A 21,477-nucleotide genomic window follows, 5' to 3' on the forward strand; every position below is an offset into this window, starting at 1 on the left:
TCCGGCCAATAAGCCACAGGTTTGCCTGATCTGGTGGCCTGAAAGGAAATCAGTACGCATGATCAGAGGCATCAGAAGGAGCCGGTCTCCTCCGCTCCTGAATTTGGAACACGAAACAGATTTCAAATTCAGGAGGAACGGACGATGTATGTAGAGCATCCATATAAATTCAATGACAAATTTTATGCAAAAGTTGATGGGAAATTTTATGAAATAACCAGAGAGGTAGCCAAGGTAATGCTTTCCGCTTACCGTAATGAAGTTTACAGAAGTAAAAAGTGGCAGCCGGAAGACCCGGAAACCATGACAAGAAAAACAAAGTGGACAGAGCTTCTGGACTGTGTTTTCAGTGAGAATACAGATGGAATCGGAGTGCAGGATTTACCGGATGAGTGCCAGCGGAGCGTAGAAGATCTGGTAATTCTGCAGGCTGAATCTGCAGAATTGCATCAGAATATCGCAAAGCTGTCAGAACATGAACAGTTTATTATCAAGTCCATCTACTTTGATGGTATGAAGCAGGTAGAACTGGCGAAAAAACTGGGAATTTCAAAGGTTCGTATGTCTCAGAAGGTCAGTGCAATCTTAAAGAAAATGCGGAAAATGTATGAAATGGGTTAAAGAGTGGGAACGGCACTCTTAACTTTTTCACGAGTTTTGTATTTAGAAATAAAATCAAAACAGATAGAAAGAGAGTGAAAATATGGCAGAAAAAAGATGTTATACGGTGAAAGATTTACAGGAAATGCTGGATGTAAGCAGATCAACGGTCTATAAATTGTTGAGACAAAATGAGTTCCGTTGGATTCAGTTAGAAGGCGGTGGATACCGTATTTCCAAGAAGAGTTTTGACGAGTGGCTGGATAAGGGAAATGCTTCTGTGACATCCTAAATTTTTTGCGAATTGTGAGATATGATTTAAGAAAAATGAATGGGAGGAGCGTGAAACATGGCAGTGATACAAAGAGTTGGATCACCGGCAAAACCCCGAAAGTGGATGAGTGTCCATGAGATGGGGGATATGTTGGGATTAAAGAAGACAGATCGTTACTGGCTGGTTCATAAAAACTATTTTCGGACAGAAACATTGCTTGGAAAGATGAGGGTTGAAATTGCCAGTTTTGAAAAGTGGTATGCCAATCAGGACTGGTATCACAAAGTCAATGGGGAAGCACCGGGAAAAGAGTTGAGGCTCAGATCTTATTCCCCAAAAGAAATACAGGAAATGCTGGGGACGGACAACGCAACGGTATATGAGATATTGAAGAAAAACAATATTGAGACAATTGCAGTGAATGAAAGAATGCGAGTGCCGACGGATGCTTTCTGGGACTGGTATCACAGCCAGTCCAGATACCGTACACAGGAAGATCGTAAGAAAGATGCAGCTGCAGAGGCAGCCAGTCTCAGTATGCCGGAAATGGCCCGGCTTCTTGATGTTCCAAGAAGTACCGTATATGGAATTCTGAGCAGTAAAAAATATGCCCCATTGCTGGACGTCATTGTAATTGCCGGACGGAGAAGGGTGACAAAGGAGAGCTTTGAGCGGTTCTTGCAGGCACAGGATACTTATGAGCTGTTTAATTTTGAATATGAAGAATTGGAGTTGGAAGAAAAACGGGAATATGAGAATTATAAGCGAAGATGCCTTGCAGAAGCAGATCACAGCCAGGAGAAAAAATGTCTGGAGTATCTGACAGTGCCGGAAGCGGCAGAACTGGCAGGAGTGGAGCCTGCAACCATAGCTTATTGGTACACCACAGGAAAAATCTCGGTCAGAAAAACAGGAAAGATTATTCGTATTCCAAGAGAAGCATTTGAACAGTGGTTATTGAAGCGGAAGGAAAAGGGGGTGGTATAGCATGGCTTCGATACAGAAGAAAAATAACAAATATTGTGTCGTATATTACTGTAAAGATACAGATGGAAAGCGGAAACAGAAGTGGGAAACGTATGATACAAAGAACGCAGCTAAAATCAGAAAAGCAGAAATTGAACTGAAAGAGAAAAAAGGCGGTATTATCGTATCGAACTGTAAGACGTTGGAGGATCTGATAAATGAGTATGTAGAACTGTATGGAAAAGATAGGTGGGCATTGTCTACCTATGACGGGAATATGTCATTGCTGAAGAATTATATATTGCCTATCATTGGAAAAACTCCACTGACGGATATCAATACCAGATTTCTGGAGATTTACTATAAGACGCTGACAAAGACGCCATCCGTTCCAGATTTGAACGGAAATGTCAGAAGCGAGTTCGTATCTACCAGTGTAATCCGTGATGTACATAAGCTGCTGAAGAGTTGTTTTAATCAGGCTGTGAAGTGGGATATCATGGAGAAGAATCCAGCATTTAAAGCGACGGTACCAAAGCATAAATCAGAGAAACGGGTAATATGGGATGCAGAGACCTTTGCATATGCTCTGGATGTGTGTGAAAATGAGTGCCTGAAATTGTGTATGAACCTTGCCTTTGCCGGTTCTCTTCGAATAGGAGAACTACTGGGGCTTACCTGGGATTGCGTAGATATATCAGAAGAAGCGATCAAAGAAAACCGGGCGTATCTTTATGTAAATAAGGAAGTACAGAGAGTCAGCAAAAAAGCGTTAGAGGAATTAGACCAGAAAGATGTGATCGTCATATTTCCAGAGGAGCGGAAAACGAATAAGACGGTACGCATTATGAAAACACCAAAAACAGAAAGCAGCGTACCACCACTTAAAAAAGACACACCGTCTGATGTGGTAGCATTTATCTGGGCGTACATGAAAGTACCGGAGAATTCAAGAGAAAAAGTTAAGAATCTGCTTAAAGATGCAAATAAAAATGGAGTAAAATTAAGTCATCAGGCACCAACACTGTATGATGTTGTCCCAAAAGAAGAAATTGCTGAATTTGAAGAGCTTATGCGCAAAACCATAGCTGACATTGTATCAGAAGCCAGTAGCGTTGCCTATTGGGTGTATGTGCAGAAATACGTGAAACAGAAAACTCTTGACGAAATGCTGCAAGAATTGCCAGGAGCAGGCCAATCATCATTGTTATGAATACCTGGTTCGAAAGACTGATGGCGGATCAATAGAAGTTGTGATAGAATAAAGAAAACGATTTGAAGTGCAAATTGAAAGTTATAAAGGAGAAATAAAATGAGTACAAAAAAAGCAATTAGCACATCATTTGTTGCCATATTTATTTTAATAATTACACAGATTATTGCACAATCCATTGCAAGTATGTTTGTTATAATAAAAATTCCAACTGGCATTTGTAATATTATCGCTGGAATTATATATGCTGGATTGACATATCTTATTCTGAAAATGTTTATTAGCAAAATTATTAAATTGCCGACTTCGGATTTCGGAATGCCTAAATTTGCTATTAAAATAAGATGGATTTTGATAGCTGTATTATTACCATTTGTTATAAAAGGAAGTTATCTTTTAATATTCAACGGTAAGTATGTATCCTCAAATATGAATGGAAATCAGATGTTCAATACTTTAAGTGCAGGGGTTGCATTTACCGGAATAGCGGCTGGATTTGTTGAAGAAATGGTGTTTAGAGGAGTTATACTTAATGCATTAAAGAAGAGATGGAATATTAAGGTGGCTGTAATTGTTCCATCAATGTTATTTGGTATTGTACATGTTCTTGGACAGAATTTTTCAATAGGCAGTTGTTTATTAGTAATTATCGCCGGAACGATGGTAGGCGTTATGTTTTCGATGATTGCAATAGAAAGTGGTTCAGTTTGGAATAGTGGAATAGTTCATGCTATCTGGAACGTTGTGATTATTGGTGGAGGATTAGCCATTGGGGAAAAAATGGATAAATATTCTGTAATGACATATGTACTTAATTCAAAAGATTTCGCCATCACAGGTGGTGAGTTTGGAATTGAATCATCTGTTATTTCATTGTTCGGATACATAATAGTTGCTGGTATAGCATTTTTTATGATTAAATCAAGAAAAAATTGATATAATAGGTTTGAAAATATGAAGCTATAAGGTACTTGTCAAATTCCAGTTTGCAGAGCTGACAATCTATCATTTTGTCAATGTAAGATAATTACAATCAATAACGCCGGTGCGGGATTTTGATATCCAGTACCAGCGTTATTGATTCAACAGAGGCTTGGGGGTGTAGCCACCAAATATATTATTCATTTTCATTTTCAGAAAGTTTGTTAAGGATCCACTCCTGATTGATAACAATATCCTCATCATCGCGGAGATCCTTGAAATCATCGCAGTGTGAAGAAGCAAATTCATACATATTGTCAATGTCAACTGCACCAGTAATCTCACCCTTATTAATGATTACAAGAATATTTGTTCCGTCGTTGTCGACAGCAAAGCACAGTTCATCAAATTCTTTATCAGGATCATTTTTAAGAATAGAATCTGCCGCAAGTAATTTAACAAGTTCCATTATCCTGTCATCCTTACCAGCATCAAAAATCTGTATCTTTTCAACGAGCTGATTTGCAGGCGTTACAATCCGGTTTAAGTACTTTTCGGTACGAAAATCAGCCATAGCATGTTCTCCATAAAACAAATCATATGTTTCGGCCACTTCTGATTCAGAAACCAGATAAATCATGATAAGATCTTCCATCTGGTGATAGAGTGTAGAGTAGTTTAAACGAAAGGTCTCTCCACAGCTTGGACAGGTATAAAGGAAGCATCTCGAATCTGAAGCCGAGGAAAGCATTCTCTCTCAAATGTTTACTGCCCGGAAATGTTGTCGCTGATCTGAATATAAAACTTCTCGTTGCTTCTCTGAGCAACAAAGTCGATTTCCTTTTGATAGAGCTTGCTGACATAAACATTATATGAAAATAGATTATACGCTCTGTTTTTTGCAATATTTTATCTTGCGAATTTATCATTGTAACGAATATGCATATCTTCCCAATCCATGAACAATACATAAAATACTTTCCCGTATTGCGGGCTATCTACAATTCTTCCATGATCAAGAACAGAAAAATAAGTTCCGTCAGCTTTTCGAAGATGAAAGTGAATATAGTCATTTTCATTGCCGTTGTCAATCTGTTCCCAGATACTTGATTCTATCTGTTGCTGTTCATCTTCACGAATCAAGTTGCGAAAACTTTTCTCAGTAAGTCTGAACAGTTCATCTATATCTTTATATCCGGACATATGAAGAAATTCATCATTTGCAAAAAATAGTTCATCATCTTCTTTGTCAGCTCTGTATATGATGAATGCACCTGGAAGATGTTCAGAGATATCCTTGAATGCGAATCCAAGTTGTTTGCGGGCACCTGACCGAAGTCCTTCTCTGTAGACCATACATCCATTTTTTCCATGAAGTTTTATTTCATAAAGAGCGGCATCTGCGCAGCGCATGAGTTGTGAACGATTGGATGCAAATGTTGGATATTCTGCATATCCTAGAGAAATATAAAATGCATGTTCCTTACCATGGTATGAGAATGATTTAGGAAGTTTAGTGAATTTCTGCAGCTGTATAGCTGCTTCTGCAAAGGTACAATTTGGTAAAAGAATGCAGAATTCGTCACCACCATTTCTTCCAAGTAATGCATCGGATGGGAAAAAAGTCTTCATGCTGTCTGCAAGATTCTTTAGTGCCCTGTCTCCGTAATTATGTCCATAGATATCATTAATAAACTTGAAATCATCGATATCAAGGAGCGCAGCCACAAAATGTGTTTTTGGGTTTTTTTGAATCATTTTTTCTGCAAATTCATCAAATCCATAGCGGTTATAAATATTTGTAAGAGAATCTGTGCGCGCCAGTATCTGAAACTTTTTCTTATGTTCTTTTGCTACTAACCATACTCTGGTAAGAACTGACAGGAGAAGGCTTATTGTAAGAAAAATTCCGATGATGATTATCAGTAATGTGGCATTTCTCCATCCACTTTTAGGAGTTACTTCAAATTTCCAGTTTTCGTCTCCTATTGTAAAGGTATAAGAAACAGGACGATTTATTTGCCCATCTGATTGATAAACCACTTTATAAGTATCACTCCATGGAGCGTCTGTTTTTGAAATTTTGTATTCGTATCCAAAATTTGAAAGTGCACTGATTGAATCTGAAAAAATATCCGGAACACGCAGGATAACAATAGTAAATCCCCAGAAATACTCATGTCCGTTTTTATCTTTTAGGTATACGGGATTGCGGACTGCAATTCCATATCCTCCCTGTTTTAATTTGAAGGGGCCCTGCGTAATGATTGTATGGTTGTCTCTTGCGTAACAGGAAATTTTTCCGCGGTCTTTATCATGGATCAAATCAATCTTACCTGCCTCATTTTCATTAGCCGGATAAATATCTGTAACAGCACCATTAGGAGCGAGCTGTACACTTTCAATAGAATCAGACATAAGATTTCCTGCAATTGTTTCAAACTGATGGATTTCGCCATCTTCACTTATTAAGATTTGCTTCAAGGTATCTGTGATCTCAATTCCATTTGTAATTTCATTCTTTATTTGTTCGCCATAGGTGGCTACGTTTAATTGTGCTGTTATGTGTCTCTGCTCTTTTTCGTGGGTGTCTGTTTTGTATACAATCAAACTAATAAGGCATATGCCCAGTAAAAAAGTGATAAGAGGCACAAGTGTTTGTTTTTTCACTTGGTTCACCTCGTTTTGTCCATGGGAATTTTTATAATAAAGCATTATAGCACAGAAGTCGAAAAACAGAATAGGTTTTATGAAAAAAACGAACTGTGCATAATCCATATGAAGTCAAATTTGAGAGAAATTATTCACTATATTGACGAGTCAACACTTGAAAAAGCGAAGAACGAAAAAGTTCAAAAGCAAGAGTCTCCCTCAAAGGTGTCAAAAGACGTAGAGGAGTCTGTTGATAAGATGATCTCCAATCGTATGAGCAAAGCATATTCTGAATGGAAATCAAATCAAGATACACGGCCATATAATGAAAATATAGAGAAGGAATACCAGAAGCTTTTGGAAACACTGTCTCCGGAACAAGAGGAAGTGCTTACGAAGTATTGCGATGAAATATTTGCCAGCGGAGCAGAGACAGAAGAGTTTTTCTATCGCTTGGGTATAAAGGATGGACTGAAATTAAAAAGTACGGTAAAATCTGTATTAGAAATGATGTCGTGAAAACGAAGTATACTTTAGAACTACTAGTTCTGGAAAATCCGTTGGTTGTGCGGATTTATGCACTGCTATTTGACGTAAACTGATAACATCAGAATTAGATAAAGGAGATAAAGGAGAAGAGATATGTGACTGCCGGATTTTTTTTATTCAAAGACTTTTAAAATCATAGCGACAGTAATCATTAGTGTTGAGCTGATAATCATAATTACATTGAAGATAGTGGATCTTTACTGTGATGAACCGGGATGCTGGAACAAAAAAGATTGGGGAACAAACTATTGCATGGAGCATATTAACAGTATTTATGAAGAGGCGATGAAAAGAGAAAGAGCATATGAAAATTCTCAAAGAAAAAACAGTACGAGTAACAGCTATTCCAGTAAATCCCAAAGAAGTTATTCTTCTGGAAAAAAGAGTACTCCATCGCGTTCATACAATACATACAGCAATTCTTATGATGTTTATAATTATGATGATCCGGATGATTTCGCCGATGACTGGGCTGAGGAATTCGGTGGAGGAAATTATGATGGCGGATATGATGATGCGTATGATTACTGGGAGGAGAACTACGGGAAATAATAATACAAGGAAATTGTGGAGGTGAACTTGTGAAGGAAAGTATATATCAAACTCCTTGTGGAACGATTCATTATTGGTTAAGTATTCTGAGTTTGGATACAACGACGCTTGTATTTCTTCCGGGGTTGACTGCTGACCATAGACTGTTTGATAAACAGGTTGAGTATTTCGTGGAAAAATATAATATTATTGTATGGGATGCACCGGCTCATGCCTCTTCCTGGCCGTTTCGGTTTGAATTTGATCTGTTTGATAAGGCAAAATGGCTGAATGGGATTCTTGAAAAAGAAGAAATCATAAAACCAATTATAATCGGTCAATCAATGGGAGGATATGTGGGACAGGCTTATGCACAATTGTATCCTGACCGGCTGGCAGGTTTTATTTCCATTGATTCAGCACCGCTCCAGAGAAACTATGTGACAGCAGTGGAGATCTGGCTTCTGAAAAGAATGGAACCAGTATATGCACATTACCCATGGAAGTTGCTTTTGAAATCCGGAACTGAGGGAGTTGCAGCTTCTAATTATGGCAGAAATCTGATGAAGGAAATGATGCTAGTCTATGATGGTGATCAGCATCGTTATGCCCAAATTGCCGGGCATGGGTTTCGTATTCTGGCAGAGGCAATGGAAAAGGATCTGCCATATGAAATCAAATCTCCTTCCCTGTTGATATGTGGTACAAAGGATCATGCCGGCTCATGCATAAGGTATAACAGAGAATGGCATCGAAAAACGAAAATTCCTTTAAAGTGGATTGAAGGGGCCGGTCATAATTCTAATACAGATAAACCGGAGATGATAAATAGTTTAATAGAAGAATTCCTTTCAAACATATAAAGACTATTGAAAACAATTGGTCAACCGTTATAAAAGGACAATAAACAAATCGGAAGTTGGAGGAAAGATTATGGAAATCAGAAAGTATATGGAAAAAGACATTTCTGCAATGGTTTATATCTGGAATAAAGTTGTAGAAGATGGTGAGGCTTTTCCACAAGAAGATTTTTTGAATGATAAAACGGGTGCTGACTTTTTTGCAGCACAGACATATTGTGGTGTTGCAGATGACAACGGAAAAATCGTGGGGCTCTATATCCTGCATCCAAACAATATCGGTCGCTGCGGGCATATTGCAAATGCGAGTTACGCTGTTGCTACAGATTACCGCGGCGAGCATATCGGTGAAAAATTAGTAACTGATTGTCTTACACAAGCAAAGCAGCATGGCTTTGGAATTTTGCAATTCAATGCTGTAGTGGAAAACAATCTTCATGCGCGTCATTTGTACGAACGACTGGGGTTTGCGAAGATTGGAGTGGTACCGAAAGGTTTTCGTATGAAAGATGGAACCTATCAAAATATCTGTCTGTATTATTATGAACTGTAAAGCAGGCCGATAACTTCAAGTTTGTAGGACTAAATTATAGAAAATTTATTATTGAATTCGTTTTAACTGTTGGCATTTTTTTGTATTTTCAGAAGGGAAAGCAAACATGGAGAATGAATTAATTTTGTTTGAAACTGCCGATAAAGAAATAAAGTTAACTGTGCCTATAAAAAATAATACTGTATGGCTTAATAGAAAACAGTTAGCCGAATTGTTTGGAAGAGATGTAAAGACAATTGGGAAACATATTAATAATGCATTAAAAGAAGAGTTGGATAATTCAGTTGTCGCAAATTTTGCGACAACTGCTTCAGATGGAAAAGTGTATCAAGTTGAACATTATAATTTAGATATGATTATTTCTATAGGCTATAGAGTGAAATCTAATCGAGGAGTAGAATTTAGAAAATGGGTTAATAGTGTTCTAAAACAGTATATCATACAGGGGTATGCAATCAATGAAAAAAGATTAGAAGCTTTACAACGAACAATAAATATCCAAACAAAAATGCTTGCATGCACTTTGGAAGTAGATGAAGCAGAGGTGTTGAAAGCTGTTAGCTTATATACAAATGCTTTGATGTTGTTAGATCAGTATGATCATCAATCACTTAAAAAGCCTACTGGAAGCAAGGCTATCTATAGAATTACATATGAAGATTGCCGAAATATGGTGAATGCAATGGAAGATTCATTTCACTCGGATGTCTTTGGGATTGAGAAAGAAAAGGGAAAAGTTGAAGGTATTCTTGCAGCAGTTTATCAAAATGTTTTTGGAGGAGATGTTTATCCTTCCTTAGAAGAGAAAGCAGCCAATCTTTTGTATTTTATGATAAAAGATCATCCTTATGCTGATGGATGCAAGAGAATTGCTGCATCGTTATTTTTGGAATTTTTGGCTCGAAATAATATACTTTACAAAGCTGATCAAAAAAGGGTAAGTGATGGTGCATTAGTAGCAATAACATTAATGATTGCAGAGTCAGATCCAAAGGAGAAAGATATTATGGTTAATTTGGTGATGAATTTGCTAATAATGTAAATTTGATTTCGAATCGGAATTGACCGAACTCTTTGAGCGAGGGATACTTCTTGTCCGAAGGGCAAGAAGGTGGAGTTGAAAAAGATTATAACAATCGAGATTTGGAGGGATAATGAGATGAATATAAAAGATTTTAAGTGGACGAGAGAACCTGATGATTACACGCTGACAGATGACAAAATTGAGATTATTACACAGCCTGGAACTGATTTGTGGCAAAGAACTTACTATCATTTCCGCAATGATAATGCTCCGGTTCTGCAGATAGAAACAGAGGAAAAGTTTTTTTCATTTATAGTGAAAACTGATTTTAAGGAAAGCCATCATCGCTTTGATCAGTGCGGTGTGGTTATGTATCTTGACAGTGAGAATTGGTTGAAAGGTTCTATAGAATATGAGAATGACTATTTTCAGCACCTGGGAAGTGTTGTGACAAACAATGGATATTCAGATTGGGCAACTACGGAAATTGATGCAGAGATTAAATCTATGTGGTATCGTCTCAGTAGACGTGAAGATGATTATTGCATTGAATGTTCTGAGGATGGAATACGGTTTAAGCAAATGAGGATTTGTCATATGTGGGCTGGTGCAGGAAAAATCAAATTTGGAATTTATGCATGCAGTCCGGAAGATTCATCGTTTAAAGCGGTATTTACAAATATGAAATTGACGGAGTGTCAATGGAAAGCCCACGATGGTCAAAAGCCGGATGAGATGTAGCGGACTGTATTTGATATAAAAAACCAATATGAAAATAGGAAAGTACATATCAAACTCCTTGCGGAACAATTCACTATTGGTCAAATAATCTGAGTTTGGATACAACGACGCTTGTATTTTTACCAGGTCTATGCACATTATCCATGGAAGTGGCTTTTGAAATCCGGAACTGAGGGAGTTGCAACTTCTAATTATGGCAGAAACCTGATGAAGGAAATGATGCTGGTCTATGATGGTAATCAGCATCGTTATGCTCAAATTGCCGGGCATGGATTTCGTATTCTGGCAGAGGCAATGGAAAAGGATCTGCCATATGAAATCAGATGTCCTTCCCTGTTGATATGTGGTACAAAGGATCATGCCGGTTCATGCATGAGGTATAACAGAGAATGGCAGCGAAAAACGGAAATTCCTTTAAAGTGGATTGAAGGGGCCGGTCATAATTCTAATACAGATAAACTGGAGATGATCAATAGTTTACTAGAAGAGTTTTTTTCGAATATTTTATGAGAGGCAACCTAAAGTTATTTGAATTGAAAAGTGGGAGAGGAGAAAAACTAATGAAAAATATACTGATTATTTCAAGCTCACCAAGAAAAAAAGGAAATTCACAAATCTTATGTGAGCAGTTTAAAAAAGGTGCAGAAGCAAAAGGGCATCAGGTAAAAATAGTGCGTATCATGGAGCAGAATATAGGTTTTTGCAGGGCCTGTGACGGTTGTATGAGAAATGGCGGTACCTGTGTATTAAAAGATGATATGGCTGAGATACTTAAAATGTTTCAAAAAGCAGATGTACTTGTACTGGCTACTCCGGTTTATTTTTATGGAATCAGTGCCCAGATGAAGACTTTTATTGACCGTACTTATCCAATCTGGCAGCATCTTGGTAAAAAAGAAGTTTACTATATTATATCAGCTGGTCTGGGTGAGGACATTATTGAAAGATCGCTTGGTGATCTGAATGGTTTTGTAGAGCATCTGGAAGAATACAAGATTGCAGGAAAGATATATGCAACAAACGTGATGGATGCTGGATTGGTCAAGAATCAAAGTGTTTTCCAAAAAGCCTACGATATGGGATATGCCATTTAAGCTGTTGAACAATCGAAATTGACCGAGTTCTTTAAGTGAGGAATGCCATACCTGATTATACGCAATGGGAGGTCGCGCAGGAGAAGAATACGGAGAAATATTGAAAGAAAACAAACTATGAAATGAGGTGACATTTATGATGAAAAACGAAGCGGGAGTAAGAATCGAAGAAATGCTGTGTCAGCTAGCCGATGCGACGCGCATCGACGGAGAGATCTGGCGTGCAGCGTATACTCTGGAAGACAAAATCGCGAAGAACATCCTGCGTGAGTGGATCGAGGATCTGGGGCTTGAATACAGAGAGGACGCGATCGGTAACGTGTATGGACGGCTTCCGGGGACAGAACCTGGAACCATACTGACGGGATCCCACCTGGATACCGTAAAGAACGGTGGAAAATATGATGGCGCACTGGGCGTTGTGACCGGTGTGGCAGCGCTGGGATACCTCAAACAGTCGGGCTTCGTTCCGAAACACAGCCTGGAAGTGGGTGGTCTGATGGAGGAAGAGGGCAGTCGTTTTCCATCCGGCTGTCAGGGGAGCCGCGCAATCTGTGGCACGCTGAAAGAAGAGGATCTCGAGGAGCTCAGCCGTGATGGCGTCACACTTCGTGAAGCACTGGTATCTGCCGGGTATCAGACGGAAGCACTGAAAAACGTGAAACGTGACGATATTCGAGCAATCGTAGAACTGCATATCGAACAGGGACCGGTGCTTGAAAGCGAGCAGAAGCAGATCGGTATTGTGGACAGTATCGTCGGTATCGTCAACTATGAGCTGACCATTCAGGGAAGCCAGAACCATGCAGGTACCACCTCGATGTCTTTACGGCACGATCCTGTGGTAGCTGCTGCGGAATTTATCACAGAGTCTACCCGTCAGATGATGGCGCAGGCTCCTTCTGCCACCCTTACCTATGGCGCGATACAGGTATTTCCTGGAATGCAGAATGTCATTGCAGATCGAGTGAATCTGCTCATCGATCTGCGCGATGGTAGCAATGAGGAACTGCTTCAAGATGTGGTTCTTCTGAAACGTGTACTGGAATCCATCGAACGCAAGGGCTTTCAGACCCGGCTTCGACAGAATGACTGGCTGGAGTCCGTACGGATGGATCCGAACGTGATTCGGGTGATCGAGCGGCACTGTGAAGAGAGACATCTCGCGTATAAGCATATGAACAGCGGCGCCGGACACGACTCGATGGTATTCGGAAAGCATTTCCCGACCGCGATGATCTTCGTGCCGAGTATCGGAGGTATCAGCCATAATCCGGCAGAAGCCACCGCTGTAGCGGATATACAGACCGGTTTTGAACTGCTTTGTGACGTGTTAAAAGAATTATCAGCTCAACCCTTTTTATCATGGTAAGTTTTATTACATTGCTAATGATAATAAAGCCTTTGTAATTATTGGCTCGTCCAATATAAGTAAAACGGCATATTTAAACAACTATGAATTAGATCGGCTGTTTGAAATAGATTGTAATAACCCCGAAGAACAATATTTTATAACTGGTTCTAAAAATTCAAATCAGAATGTATAAAATTTGAAGAGATAATCTGTATGACTGATGTGAAAATGAAACTCCATTTATGTAAAGAGCCAGACAAATTCAAATTTGCAGGGACGACAAGTGGCTCAGTATGATATAAATTGAATATTGAAATGTAAAGACTATTTACCGTAAAACAGTAAATGGTCTTTTTTGTACCTTTTGGGGAACGAGTAGAGATTTATAGCCGGAAATCTATGTTTTATCATAATCTGTGAAATAAGATAGGTTAATTCTTCAATTTACATATTTTTTAAGGTGTTCCGGCATGGTATTATGATACTTATAAAGAACCAATTATATCTGTTGGAGAGAGCGGTGAAAAGTTATGAAGTTATTGTTTAAACAAAGGCTGTTTTCATGGTTTGACAGCTATGATATCTATGATGAAGCAGGCAACACTGTTTATGTAGTAAAAGGCCAGTTGTCCTGGGGACATAAACTTGTAATTTATGATGCCTATGGAAATGAAGTAGGAATGGTTGTTCAGAAAGTACTTACTTTTCTTCCTAAATTTGAAATTTATAAAAACGGCAGTTATATCGGATGCCTGAGCAAAGAATTCTCATTCCTGACGCCACATTATAATATTGATTACAATGGATGGCATATTGATGGAACCATTATGGAATGGGACTATAGCATTCTTGATCAAAGCGGTTATTCAATTGCACGGGTTAGTAAAGAACTGTTTCATATGACTGATACATATGTTATTGATGTGCAGGATCCAGGAAATGCATTGGATGCGCTGATGTTTGTACTGGCAATCGATGCAGAAAAATGTTCCAGAAATTAAATAGTTGATCTTGTTACTGTAATTATTCGGAGGATGAAGCATGGGATTATTCAAAAAGAAAATCGTGAAAAAAACATATGACCGAGAACATATGAAACCAGTTATTCGTGCAAGCATTTGTACCGGGGAAGAAGTAGCAGGATTCAAAGACATACGGACCGGAAAAATCGAAGAAATCATGCTGATCAGATCGCCGGAGGACCTAGAAAGATTCAAAGAGATATATGAGATAACAGAGGAAATTGCAAAAGAATATTAGACATCTTCTGGGTCGTGGATGAACGCCAGGTATTCGTCTGTAAGCTTATAGGGAAAACGGAGTTATTTTATAAAGGTGATATGATGAAAATTACTTACATTAACCACAGTGGATTTTTAATTGAAACTAAAGATTGCTACTATATTTTTGACTATTATAAGGGTGAATTACCACTTCTTGACAAGAAAAAAGAAGTAATTGTTTTTTGCAGTCATTTTCATAAGGATCATTTTAATCCTGTGATTTTTGAGATCCTTGATGACATGAGCATGACATATCAGGCAATTTTGGCGAAAGATATACGCAAAAGAAAACATTTGTCAGATATGAAGATCACATATGTTTATCATGATCAGACTTATAATCTGGATAATGGCACCCAAGTCGATACATTGCTATCTAACGATAGTGGTGTAGCATTTATTGTCAAAACAAAGGAAGGCACCATTTATCATGCTGGTGACTTAAATGACTGGTATTGGGATGGTGAGCCAAAAGCCGATAACCAGAGACTTACTTCAGCATATCGTGCGGAGATCAAGAAAATCAAGGGTATGCATTTTGATGCTGCATTTGTCCCTTTAGATCCGAGACAGGGAAATCACTATGCCGACGGGATCCTGTATTTCCTTAAAAATGTAGATTGCAATGTCATTTTTCCAATGCATTACTGGAATGATGCCAATGTAATTAAGCGGTTTATTACGGAATATCCGCAATATAAATCACGTATTAAAAACACAGAATGTGCAAAAGGAGAAGAATTATGAAGTTTAGTGCGATCACAGGGCGTATCGTAGCCTCTCCAAACAAGTTTGTCAAGGAGATGTAGGTCAGTTCATCCTTGCTATGGATACCTGGTTTGAAAGATTGATGGTGGAATAATAGAGGCTGTGATAGAATGAAGAAAATGATTTGATACGCTAATCGGAATTAGGAGGCTATCGGAAATGACTGAAAGAGAAAAAATGCTAAGTGGAGAGTTGTACGATCCAACAGATAAAGAATTGGAACAATTACGCGTGAATGCACGTAAATTAGCAAGAAAATACAATTTGACAGATGAAGATGACCAAGAAGAACAAGCACAGATATTGAGGGAATTATTGACAGCAACAGAGGAACTCCCCTATTTACAGGCACCTGTTTATTTTGATTATGGATGTAATACGTTCTTTGGAAAATTCAGTTCTGCAAATTTTAATTTTACATGTTTAGATGTATGTGAAATACATATAGGCGATAATGTGATGATTGGTCCAAATGTTACATTGGCAACTCCTATGCATCCATTATTACCTGAAGAACGCAATATCAGGATGAGAGAAGATGGCAGCTTTTATAATCTTGAATATGCGAAACCAATAACTATAAAAGATAATTGCTGGCTGGCATCCAATGTGGTTGTTTGCGGTGGTGTCACCATAGGAGAAGGGTGTGTAATTGGTGTAGGAAGTGTTGTAACAAAAGATATTCCGCCGTATAGTTTGGCAGTTGGAAATCCATGCCGGGTCATTCGAAAAATAACTGAGAAAGATCATATGCTAGATGGAATTGAAAAGAATTGAAAAATTTGCCGAGATGACGAGAGGTTTATTTTAATAAAGAAAAATAAAACGATCAATTAATAACGCCGATACAGGATTTTTATAATCCTATACCGGCGTTCGTTGGTTACAAGGGAATGTATTTTATGCTTATTTTCCAAATGTATTGCTGGATTTAGCTGCAGCCTTTGCTGTCATGGTGTTGGTGGACTCAAACAAGGAAGTTGTCGGTGCGACCGGACACATCAGTACCCGTCCTGTTCCGCGGTAAACATTTACCAGACCCTCTCCGCTAACTGCAGATCCGACAAGTGTTTTGGTTGATCGTTCTACGGTAAATTCAAGGTTTGATGACCAGCATACGGCAAGGTTTCCATCAATTTTCAGTTCATCATTTTCCAATATAACTTCAATCAATTCATCTTCGGGAACATTAGACTCCAGTGCAGCTACACCATTTCCCTGTAAACTCAGATTAAACAGGCCTTCGCTACCTAATACTGCTGATGAAAGGTTCTTTCTGGCTACAACTTTACTTTTTACATTTGCATCACAAGCCAGGAACATGCCATCTTCAATTGTCATTCCGGCCGATCCCCACTTGCCAACATCTGCAAGAATAATGTATTTATATGTCGGTTCCAGTACCAGACAGCCTTCACCAACATATTCTGGTTTAACTGCGGTTTCTTTTGTAACCGCACCCTTGAGTGCCTTTCCAAGGAAATCTCCGATACCTTTTACACCAGACGTGGCTTGTACATTACCACCCATCCACTGCATGGAACCAGCCTGGATAACAGCTGAATGGTCTTTATCAATATCAATAACAACCTGTCTTCTTCTGACATTCATTTTACTCATGAAATACTCATTCATTGCATTCATAGGTGAAACGCTGGCATCCTGCACATATTCAAGCACATGGAAGTTTCCGATGCTTTTTGCATATTTTCTGTTTTCATTTTGTAAATTTTCAATTCGCATATTACTACTGACTCCTTTACCTTTAATAATAATTCATAGTGTTACTCGGATATGTTTATTATAATAGAAACAACATAGATAGATATATACTTTGTATAGAGAATTATAAAGAGAGAATTCTCAAAATTTGAGAAATATAAAGATGCAATTCCTCATGGTGGATGTGTATTGTGAAAAATAAATTTGTTATAGTGACAATATCAACAAAAAAGCAGAATGTAAATGGGGTGATCAGATGGAAGCAGCACAGAGAATTCGATTAATCCGGATAATAGAAAAGATGGAGAAAAATCCGACGTTCAGTAATAAACTTGGTATAAAGAACACATCTGAATATCTAGCAGAAAAAGAACAGAAAAAATGAAAGACACATGTTAGAAGGAGTAAAAAATGTTATCGTTATTATTTACAATTTGTATAATTTGGTTTGTTGGAAAATTTTTTATATTTGGATTAAAAGCGTCCTGGGGAATTATGAAACTACTTTGTACAGTTATTTTCTTTCCGGTGATATTGATTGGTATGGTTATAGGTGGACTGATGTACATTGCTTTTCCATTATTGATTATTGGTGGCATTATAGCATTGGTGACGTCACATTCATAATGGATCAGGAGGAAGAAAACAGAAAGTATAGTCAATCAATTACAGCGTATGTAAAGGAAAAGGCAATGAGTCAGAAATGGTTCATTGCCTTTTGTTGCGTCATGGATTATTTTAATTTTTCTTTTTCGGCATTTAAGAGATCAAGATTAAGCCCCTGTTCTCCGGCGGTCTTATCTACCCAAAGATTCAAAGAGTCTATGGCTAAAGAAATTTCATCAAGTTTTTTACTGATATAAGCGAAATCTTTCATTTCATCATCGCTGATCTTACCGTCACGGGCAATCTGGATCAGACGACCAGTAAGAGGATTGATTTCATTTAAACTGGCAATTGTCTCCAAAATGATATTTGACAGATCGGTTACTTCTACTTCAGGAACATAACGATAGCCGATTTCGCATTTGTGAGAGCAATAATAATTGCAAAGCTCGGGCCTTTTATAGGCATCTGCCATTTGGAGGATATCATAAGGCGTAGGTTCTTGTGTTTCATATTCAAATTTTTCAATTTTTGAATCAGAGACAGCATCCATTTTTTCACTGGCCTCTGCTCTTGTAAGTCCTGCCGCTTCTCGGCAAAGCTGGTAAATTGTTTTGTTTTCCCTGGTGGATTGTTTACCCATGAGAATTTCCTCCCCGTATATCGCTAAACATGAGGATTATCAATATTTAAGTCCTCATGCAAGACGTGCATTTCTCGTATAGAGTTTATTATACTTGAATTATCAATTAACAACAAGCTCAATAATGAACATGAAGTCAAAAAGAGTGAAAGAGGAAATGATACCCCCAAAAAGCATTTGATAAATGGTATCGAAGTCAGAAACAGTACCGAAATGCCGAGGACCGGGAGAAAGTTCGTGACATTGTAGAAAGCTCCATGGCTATGCCAGAGATGGCCAGGTTATTAGGCGTTCCAAGATCTACCGTATATGGTCTTCTGAATCAGTCAGAGATTCTGAAAACCATTGAGTTTGATGATCGAAGACGAGTGACAAAGAAGAGTTTTTATGAATGGTATGGCAGCTAGGACGATTATCATATCGTATCGGACGAAATACCAGAGACAGTGAAGGGTGAAGATAATCGCAGGATTGAAGCTTATAGAAGAGCGGTTCTGGAACGAGATGGTCATAGCAAAAATATAGGAAATGATGTTTATCTGACAGTAAATGAGGCAGCAGTTCTGGCAGGAGTGAATCCGGCAACTGTGCACAAATGGATTAAAAAAGGAAAAGTAGAAGCAGTACAAAGCAGCAAAACGATTCGCATTCCAAGGCAGGAGTTTGAGGGTTGGCTGCAAGGCAGAGAGAAAGAGTTTGATTGTTATATGTGGTGAAATGGTAGCCAAGTTGGCTACCAATGATGATAAAAAAATCTATTCTACTGGCATCGTCCCCATCATTTAAAAAGAGTTGATAAAACTGGAAATCCACAATACAAAATGATATTCTTTTTTTTCTGGATGTTTCTGTGATATACTTATACGCGGTCGTATCAGACCGGAAAGGAAATATTATGTTACAAAAATTATATGTTTTTTTCAGGAAAGAAACCGTTTTGTCAATTGCAGTGATCCTGGCGCTTCTTTCTATGTTCTGGGTCAGACCGGATAAGGCTTATTTTACTTATATCGATTTCAGGACTCTCGGGCTCCTCTTCTGTTTGATGGCAATTGTAGCTGGTTTGAAGGCTGTTGGTGTTTTTGATATACTCGCCAAAAAATTGCTGATGGGAACATCGGGAACTGTGGGTGTGATCAGGCTGTTGGTACTCTTATGTTTCTTCCTGTCAATGGTGATCACCAATGATGTGGCATTGATTACTTTTGTTCCTCTTGCACTGATCATTGTGCATAAACTGCCAAAGGAACTGGGCAATTACTGGCTTCTTAAAATAGTAGTCATGCAGACAATCGCTGCTAATCTCGGAAGCATGCTCACACCAATCGGAAATCCGCAGAACCTTTATCTATATGCCAGAGCAGGGATGTCCGCGGCAGAATTAATAACCCTGATGCTTCCCTATTCCGCCACAGCACTTATTCTTCTTCTGATATGGATACAGGTAGCCGCTGCCAAAGCACCTCACGTATGCGGTTCCGAAAAAGATAAAACTCTTTTGGGATTCTCTGACAGAAAAGAACTTAACATGGAATACCTGGCCGCTTACCTGATCTTATTTACAATCTGCCTGTTCACTGTTGCACGTATCATTCCATACCAGATTCCTCTTGTATTGGTTCTTATATATATGCTGCTAAGAAACAGGGAAAATATAAGCAGGGTGGATTACTCCCTGCTTGCCACCTTTATCGCATTATTTATTTTTATCGGCAACCTTGGAAGGATTCCGCAATTCAGCAGTTTTCTGGAAAGAATCATGGCAGGAAGGGAAACACTTACTGCTGTTCTTGCCAGTCAGATTATGAGCAATGTTCCCGCTGCGCTTCTTTTATCCGGCTTTACAGATAATTACCGGGCTTTAATTGTCGGAACCAATATTGGAGGTCTCGGCACTCTGATTGCATCCATGGCAAGCCTGATAAGTTTCAAATATATTGCAAAAGAAAACAGGAATCTGAGAGGGAAGTATTTGGGAATATTCACAGCCTCCAATATTATATTCATAATATTCATGTTAATATTGTATTTTTTTCTTAGATAAAGGTTTTCCCGGAATTACAAAAGCTATAGCAATTCTTTCTTCGCAAAAAATTCTCCGCGGCACTTTCCCATCCTGGAAGAAAAGCCGCGGAGAAATAAATATATTTTCGGTGCCAATACAAAGATCATTAATCTTTACACCACTTTACAACTTTTTCATAAAAAAATATCGTACAGGGCTTTCTGATGTATAATGAGTTTGCTCCAAAACATTACAAAAGAAAGTGACCCTGTACGAAAAAGACATTATACAACGAAAAGACTCTGACTGGTAGACTTCACAAATATTTTTTGATTTATTTTGAAACTTTTTCTACTCCAACAGCAGATACTTTGTTTTTACTCGTTTTATCAATACTAACATTGGAATCTGGACATTCCATTCGATTTTTATATCAGCACTTTTTGTCTGGGATTACCACAAAATCCCTCAATACCTTTTACCACGCATGTTCCTATGCAAAAGTTGATTATTCCCACTTTATGAATATCACAGCTAAAGTTGCTTTGAGAATGATACCGGATTCACTGGCAACACAGCCGATATTTCTTTGTGTGGATGATACCATGGTAGCAAAGGCCGGAATTCGGTTTGAGAATGTTTCAAAACTCTTTGACCATGCCGCACATAATGGTTCCAATTATCTGAATGGACACTGCTTTGTAAGTATTATGCTTTGCATACCTGTATGGAAGAATAACAGGATGAAATATATTCCGCTGTTTTTGTACTCGTTCCGGTGGAATATTGAAACAAGCTACTATGAGCAGAAAACCTTCTGGTCACTTTGCAGGTATATGGTACGAAGCTGCAAGGGTATTGAAATGCTGGTAAATCTGATCAATATCTGTTATTGTGCAATGACAAAGGCTTTAAAACAGCTGATTCGTCAGCAAGTCTATTAATTATAAAGTTGTAAACTGGTGTAATAAACAGAATCAAAAAAATTCGTCTAAAGAGAATAAGATATAAAAACAGAATATAAAGCGTAAGAGCATGTAGAATCTATCTATGTGCTCTATTTTTTATGTTTTGTGAATCAACAACTCTATCCTCACACGACTTCAGTCGTGTGAGGA

Annotated in this window: 26 protein-coding genes and 1 pseudogene; 22 read left to right on the forward strand and 5 right to left on the reverse strand. The window is 38.3% G+C overall.

The window, feature by feature from the left end; translation table 11 throughout:
* The first annotated feature begins 144 nt into the window (after positions 1-144).
* The 5 genes from WMO75_RS11435 (at position 145) to WMO75_RS11460 (ending at position 3,989) form a co-directional block, all read left to right on the forward strand.
* Positions 145-621: a sigma-70 family RNA polymerase sigma factor gene (locus WMO75_RS11435; RefSeq protein WP_303224023.1), complete on the forward strand. Its 477-nt coding sequence runs from the start codon at positions 145-147 to the stop codon at positions 619-621.
* An 82-nt stretch (positions 622-703) separates the two neighbouring features.
* A complete protein-coding gene (locus WMO75_RS11440; RefSeq protein WP_055057014.1) occupies positions 704-892 on the forward strand; it encodes a helix-turn-helix domain-containing protein in 189 nt (62 codons plus the stop codon).
* Positions 893-949: 57 nt separating this feature from the next.
* A complete protein-coding gene (locus WMO75_RS11445) occupies positions 950-1,861 on the forward strand; it encodes a helix-turn-helix domain-containing protein (protein WP_303168882.1) in 912 nt (303 codons plus the stop codon).
* Between the two features lies 1 nt (position 1,862).
* Positions 1,863-3,053: a site-specific integrase gene (locus tag WMO75_RS20110; RefSeq protein ID WP_435378394.1), complete on the forward strand. Its 1,191-nt coding sequence runs from the start codon at positions 1,863-1,865 to the stop codon at positions 3,051-3,053.
* A gap of 99 nt (positions 3,054-3,152) precedes the next feature.
* Entirely contained in the window at positions 3,153-3,989 is an 837-nt protein-coding gene (locus WMO75_RS11460) for a CPBP family intramembrane glutamic endopeptidase (RefSeq protein WP_118698567.1), read from the forward strand.
* A 181-nt stretch (positions 3,990-4,170) separates the two neighbouring features.
* On the opposite strand, the gene WMO75_RS11465 is transcribed toward WMO75_RS11460, so the two are convergent.
* The 3 genes and pseudogenes from WMO75_RS11465 to WMO75_RS11475 all read right to left on the reverse strand — a co-directional run bounded on the left by WMO75_RS11465 (position 4,171) and on the right by WMO75_RS11475 (position 6,644).
* Positions 4,171-4,725 (reverse strand): CpXC domain-containing protein, encoded by a 555-nt coding sequence (locus WMO75_RS11465; RefSeq protein WP_118698570.1) that lies wholly within the window; start codon positions 4,723-4,725, stop codon positions 4,171-4,173.
* 17 nt (positions 4,726-4,742) lie between these two features.
* Positions 4,743-4,847: pseudogene (locus tag WMO75_RS11470) on the reverse strand (ATP-binding protein); the annotation flags it as partial.
* A 36-nt stretch (positions 4,848-4,883) separates the two neighbouring features.
* Positions 4,884-6,644, reverse strand: coding sequence for a diguanylate cyclase domain-containing protein (locus WMO75_RS11475; protein WP_349078045.1), 1,761 nt, complete (start codon positions 6,642-6,644; stop codon positions 4,884-4,886).
* 120 nt (positions 6,645-6,764) lie between these two features.
* Between WMO75_RS11475 and WMO75_RS11480 the strand changes: the two genes are divergently transcribed.
* The 13 genes from WMO75_RS11480 (at position 6,765) to WMO75_RS11540 (ending at position 16,160) form a co-directional block, all read left to right on the forward strand.
* Positions 6,765-7,145 carry a hypothetical protein gene (locus WMO75_RS11480; RefSeq protein ID WP_349078046.1) on the forward strand — a complete coding sequence of 127 codons (381 nt, stop codon included), beginning with the start codon at positions 6,765-6,767 and terminating at the stop codon, positions 7,143-7,145.
* A 315-nt stretch (positions 7,146-7,460) separates the two neighbouring features.
* Positions 7,461-7,727 carry a hypothetical protein gene (locus tag WMO75_RS11485; RefSeq protein ID WP_349078047.1) on the forward strand — a complete coding sequence of 89 codons (267 nt, stop codon included), beginning with the start codon at positions 7,461-7,463 and terminating at the stop codon, positions 7,725-7,727.
* A gap of 29 nt (positions 7,728-7,756) precedes the next feature.
* A complete protein-coding gene (locus WMO75_RS11490) occupies positions 7,757-8,569 on the forward strand; it encodes an alpha/beta fold hydrolase (RefSeq protein ID WP_118698573.1) in 813 nt (270 codons plus the stop codon).
* A gap of 70 nt (positions 8,570-8,639) precedes the next feature.
* Entirely contained in the window at positions 8,640-9,119 is a 480-nt protein-coding gene (locus WMO75_RS11495) for a GNAT family N-acetyltransferase (RefSeq protein ID WP_118254256.1), read from the forward strand.
* Between the two features lie 106 nt (positions 9,120-9,225).
* Entirely contained in the window at positions 9,226-10,161 is a 936-nt protein-coding gene (locus WMO75_RS11500; RefSeq protein ID WP_118698574.1) for a virulence RhuM family protein/type II toxin-antitoxin system death-on-curing family toxin, read from the forward strand.
* A 117-nt stretch (positions 10,162-10,278) separates the two neighbouring features.
* Positions 10,279-10,884 (forward strand): DUF1349 domain-containing protein, encoded by a 606-nt coding sequence (locus tag WMO75_RS11505; RefSeq protein WP_118698575.1) that lies wholly within the window; start codon positions 10,279-10,281, stop codon positions 10,882-10,884.
* A gap of 207 nt (positions 10,885-11,091) precedes the next feature.
* Entirely contained in the window at positions 11,092-11,394 is a 303-nt protein-coding gene (locus WMO75_RS11510; protein ID WP_243111566.1) for an alpha/beta fold hydrolase, read from the forward strand.
* Between the two features lie 50 nt (positions 11,395-11,444).
* Positions 11,445-11,978, forward strand: coding sequence for a flavodoxin family protein (locus WMO75_RS11515; protein WP_118698576.1), 534 nt, complete (start codon positions 11,445-11,447; stop codon positions 11,976-11,978).
* Positions 11,979-12,114: 136 nt separating this feature from the next.
* Positions 12,115-13,350 (forward strand): M20 family metallo-hydrolase, encoded by a 1,236-nt coding sequence (locus WMO75_RS11520; protein ID WP_349078048.1) that lies wholly within the window; start codon positions 12,115-12,117, stop codon positions 13,348-13,350.
* Positions 13,351-13,862: 512 nt separating this feature from the next.
* Positions 13,863-14,333: an LURP-one-related/scramblase family protein gene (locus WMO75_RS11525; protein ID WP_173907423.1), complete on the forward strand. Its 471-nt coding sequence runs from the start codon at positions 13,863-13,865 to the stop codon at positions 14,331-14,333.
* A gap of 40 nt (positions 14,334-14,373) precedes the next feature.
* Entirely contained in the window at positions 14,374-14,592 is a 219-nt protein-coding gene (locus tag WMO75_RS11530; RefSeq protein ID WP_118012734.1) for an aspartate dehydrogenase, read from the forward strand.
* Positions 14,593-14,675: 83 nt separating this feature from the next.
* Positions 14,676-15,362, forward strand: a complete 687-nt coding sequence (locus WMO75_RS11535; protein WP_349078054.1) for an MBL fold metallo-hydrolase — start codon at positions 14,676-14,678, stop codon at positions 15,360-15,362.
* Between the two features lie 180 nt (positions 15,363-15,542).
* Positions 15,543-16,160, forward strand: coding sequence for a sugar O-acetyltransferase (locus WMO75_RS11540; RefSeq protein ID WP_349078049.1), 618 nt, complete (start codon positions 15,543-15,545; stop codon positions 16,158-16,160).
* A 129-nt stretch (positions 16,161-16,289) separates the two neighbouring features.
* Here WMO75_RS11540 and WMO75_RS11545 read toward each other — a convergent pair whose 3' ends face one another.
* Positions 16,290-17,126: an AIM24 family protein gene (locus WMO75_RS11545; protein ID WP_118254240.1), complete on the reverse strand. Its 837-nt coding sequence runs from the start codon at positions 17,124-17,126 to the stop codon at positions 16,290-16,292.
* 712 nt (positions 17,127-17,838) lie between these two features.
* Entirely contained in the window at positions 17,839-18,354 is a 516-nt protein-coding gene (locus WMO75_RS11555) for a helix-turn-helix domain-containing protein (protein ID WP_118254235.1), read from the reverse strand.
* A 257-nt stretch (positions 18,355-18,611) separates the two neighbouring features.
* Between WMO75_RS11555 and WMO75_RS11560 the strand changes: the two genes are divergently transcribed.
* The 4 genes from WMO75_RS11560 to WMO75_RS11575 all read left to right on the forward strand — a co-directional run bounded on the left by WMO75_RS11560 (position 18,612) and on the right by WMO75_RS11575 (position 21,303).
* Positions 18,612-18,761, forward strand: coding sequence for a DNA-binding protein (locus WMO75_RS11560; protein ID WP_349078050.1), 150 nt, complete (start codon positions 18,612-18,614; stop codon positions 18,759-18,761).
* A 39-nt stretch (positions 18,762-18,800) separates the two neighbouring features.
* Positions 18,801-19,070, forward strand: a complete 270-nt coding sequence (locus tag WMO75_RS11565) for a helix-turn-helix domain-containing protein (RefSeq protein WP_349078051.1) — start codon at positions 18,801-18,803, stop codon at positions 19,068-19,070.
* A gap of 179 nt (positions 19,071-19,249) precedes the next feature.
* Positions 19,250-20,398 (forward strand): SLC13 family permease, encoded by a 1,149-nt coding sequence (locus WMO75_RS11570; RefSeq protein WP_349078052.1) that lies wholly within the window; start codon positions 19,250-19,252, stop codon positions 20,396-20,398.
* A 482-nt stretch (positions 20,399-20,880) separates the two neighbouring features.
* Positions 20,881-21,303 (forward strand): hypothetical protein, encoded by a 423-nt coding sequence (locus tag WMO75_RS11575; protein WP_349078053.1) that lies wholly within the window; start codon positions 20,881-20,883, stop codon positions 21,301-21,303.
* Positions 21,304-21,477 lie beyond the last annotated feature (174 nt).

Origin of the sequence: Blautia intestinihominis, assembly GCF_040096655.1 — a bacterium.
In the GTDB taxonomy this organism is placed as follows: Bacteria; Bacillota; Clostridia; order Lachnospirales; family Lachnospiraceae; genus Blautia_A; species Blautia_A intestinihominis.

Excerpts from the sequence above, each read along its gene's own strand:
- WMO75_RS11435 (WP_303224023.1), top strand. The coding sequence starts at position 145 with ATGTATGTAGAGCATCCATATAAATTCAATGACAAATTTTATGCAAAA.
- WMO75_RS11440 (WP_055057014.1), top strand. The coding sequence starts at position 704 with ATGGCAGAAAAAAGATGTTATACGGTGAAAGATTTACAGGAAATGCTG.
- WMO75_RS11445 (WP_303168882.1), top strand. The coding sequence starts at position 950 with ATGGCAGTGATACAAAGAGTTGGATCACCGGCAAAACCCCGAAAGTGG.
- WMO75_RS20110 (WP_435378394.1), top strand. The coding sequence starts at position 1,863 with ATGGCTTCGATACAGAAGAAAAATAACAAATATTGTGTCGTATATTAC.
- WMO75_RS11460 (WP_118698567.1), top strand. The coding sequence starts at position 3,153 with ATGAGTACAAAAAAAGCAATTAGCACATCATTTGTTGCCATATTTATT.
- WMO75_RS11465 (WP_118698570.1), bottom strand. The coding sequence starts at position 4,725 with ATGCTTTCCTCGGCTTCAGATTCGAGATGCTTCCTTTATACCTGTCCA.
- WMO75_RS11485 (WP_349078047.1), top strand. The coding sequence starts at position 7,461 with ATGAAAAGAGAAAGAGCATATGAAAATTCTCAAAGAAAAAACAGTACG.
- WMO75_RS11495 (WP_118254256.1), top strand. The coding sequence starts at position 8,640 with ATGGAAATCAGAAAGTATATGGAAAAAGACATTTCTGCAATGGTTTAT.
- WMO75_RS11500 (WP_118698574.1), top strand. The coding sequence starts at position 9,226 with ATGGAGAATGAATTAATTTTGTTTGAAACTGCCGATAAAGAAATAAAG.
- WMO75_RS11505 (WP_118698575.1), top strand. The coding sequence starts at position 10,279 with ATGAATATAAAAGATTTTAAGTGGACGAGAGAACCTGATGATTACACG.
- WMO75_RS11510 (WP_243111566.1), top strand. The coding sequence starts at position 11,092 with ATGAAGGAAATGATGCTGGTCTATGATGGTAATCAGCATCGTTATGCT.
- WMO75_RS11515 (WP_118698576.1), top strand. The coding sequence starts at position 11,445 with ATGAAAAATATACTGATTATTTCAAGCTCACCAAGAAAAAAAGGAAAT.
- WMO75_RS11520 (WP_349078048.1), top strand. The coding sequence starts at position 12,115 with ATGATGAAAAACGAAGCGGGAGTAAGAATCGAAGAAATGCTGTGTCAG.
- WMO75_RS11525 (WP_173907423.1), top strand. The coding sequence starts at position 13,863 with ATGAAGTTATTGTTTAAACAAAGGCTGTTTTCATGGTTTGACAGCTAT.
- WMO75_RS11530 (WP_118012734.1), top strand. The coding sequence starts at position 14,374 with ATGGGATTATTCAAAAAGAAAATCGTGAAAAAAACATATGACCGAGAA.
- WMO75_RS11535 (WP_349078054.1), top strand. The coding sequence starts at position 14,676 with ATGAAAATTACTTACATTAACCACAGTGGATTTTTAATTGAAACTAAA.
- WMO75_RS11540 (WP_349078049.1), top strand. The coding sequence starts at position 15,543 with ATGACTGAAAGAGAAAAAATGCTAAGTGGAGAGTTGTACGATCCAACA.
- WMO75_RS11545 (WP_118254240.1), bottom strand. The coding sequence starts at position 17,126 with ATGCGAATTGAAAATTTACAAAATGAAAACAGAAAATATGCAAAAAGC.
- WMO75_RS11555 (WP_118254235.1), bottom strand. The coding sequence starts at position 18,354 with ATGGGTAAACAATCCACCAGGGAAAACAAAACAATTTACCAGCTTTGC.
- WMO75_RS11560 (WP_349078050.1), top strand. The coding sequence starts at position 18,612 with ATGGCTATGCCAGAGATGGCCAGGTTATTAGGCGTTCCAAGATCTACC.
- WMO75_RS11570 (WP_349078052.1), top strand. The coding sequence starts at position 19,250 with ATGTTACAAAAATTATATGTTTTTTTCAGGAAAGAAACCGTTTTGTCA.
- WMO75_RS11575 (WP_349078053.1), top strand. The coding sequence starts at position 20,881 with ATGAATATCACAGCTAAAGTTGCTTTGAGAATGATACCGGATTCACTG.